The sequence below is a fragment of the Rhizobium sp. RCC_161_2 genome (assembly GCF_041355235.1).
In the GTDB taxonomy this organism is placed as follows: Bacteria; Pseudomonadota; Alphaproteobacteria; order Rhizobiales; family Rhizobiaceae; genus Rhizobium.
This window is the reverse complement of record NZ_JBFUPL010000043.1, coordinates 1-1,263: the sequence shown is the minus strand read 5'-3', so window position 1 is coordinate 1,263 and position 1,263 is coordinate 1. Positions and strand designations below refer to the sequence as shown.

Below are 1,263 nucleotides of genomic sequence, written 5' to 3'. Positions count from 1 at the left end.
AATGCAGCTTTTGGGCCAATTGCCGTCTCAATCGCCTGATTTCCTCGTCAAGGCTAATGGCCTCATTCAATAAGGTTTCCCGGGGCGACGGGGATTGCGCAGTTTGATCCTTATTCGTGGGGCGAGCGCTCTCCGCGTCCACATTGGTGCGGGCTCTCCTGGCGCGTACTGGCCGCTTCGCCTGTAGTGTTGGTGGAGACCGTCTGCTTCTCTCGTTTTGCGGCACCGATGCAGGTGCCTCAGCGCTCGACTGGCTGGTCTTCTTGCGCACCGGTGCCTGGATCTCTTCGACATCACCCGGCAGCGAGACTGCCGGCCTTGCATCAAGATCGCTTGCCGTTTCGGTTGACGTCGTCGTCGTCCCGAAATCAACAGGTGGGGTTTCTTCGTGGTCAGGTCTGTCAGATGTTTCCGTCGAGTTTAACGGAAGCGCCGGAACTTGCTGTGCTTCGCTTTCGATTGCCGTGGTCTCGGCATCATCCTCAGTCGAAGCCGCCGGCGTTTCTGCCGCTCGTCCCCGCGACGTCAGTTCAACAAGAAATTTCCATGGTGATTTCATCGTGCTTCAACCTCGAGCAAACTGCACCACGACGTTGCCGCAGCTCCGGATCCGGACTCGCAACGCGAGCCCGAGAATGTCTCTCCTACCGAGAATTTAGCGGCCGCAACCGGCCCATTGCTGCTTGGTGATCAGGCAAGCCCGAGCCGCTTGCGCAGGTCGGCATTTTCCGCACGCAGCTTCTCTGCCAGGGTTTTGCGAAGCCGCTTATTCTCTTCTTCAAGCTGAACAAGATCCGCGAACTCGTCGATTGCTGGGACAGGCGTCGCAGCGACCTTAGTTTTTCTGGGGCCTTTGTTGGGGCCCCTCGTCTTGCGCTGTTTGGCGACTGGCGTTTCAACCGGTGCCGCTGTGGTTTCAGCGGCTTGTTCACCACGCTTCCGGCGACCCCTCGGCGCCTTCACAGCCTCAGTCGTTGAGGCGGCGACCGTCGTCTCGGCAACTGCCTTTTTGCGCCGCGGTGCGCGCTGCTTCTTCGCAGTCGGCGTCTTTGCCGGTGCATCCGTCTCTACAGCCTGGGCAATGGAACCCGTATTGTTTTCGTCAGCCATGAGTTATCTCCCCTGTGCAGCCAAGAGTTCTTTTCGGCTGAGTAGCAGGCGGAGTCAATAAGAGCCCGATGGACAGCTCGCCGTTTTTGGACCCCAGCGCCGAACGCTCAGGCTGGAAGATTAGTGGAGGTGAGGTTAATTCGCTCGCCTTGA

At 58.8% G+C, this 1,263-nt stretch carries 2 protein-coding genes; both read right to left on the bottom strand.

Annotated elements, in window-relative coordinates; genetic code table 11:
• Positions 1–559 (bottom strand): hypothetical protein (locus AB6803_RS33075; protein WP_371112790.1); only part of this gene is annotated, 559 nt, incomplete at its 3' end.
• Between the two features lie 131 nt (positions 560–690).
• Positions 691–1,110, bottom strand: a complete 420-nt coding sequence (locus tag AB6803_RS33070; RefSeq protein ID WP_174042375.1) for a SyrB-like regulator — start codon at positions 1,108–1,110, stop codon at positions 691–693.
• Positions 1,111–1,263: the final 153 nt, after the last annotated feature.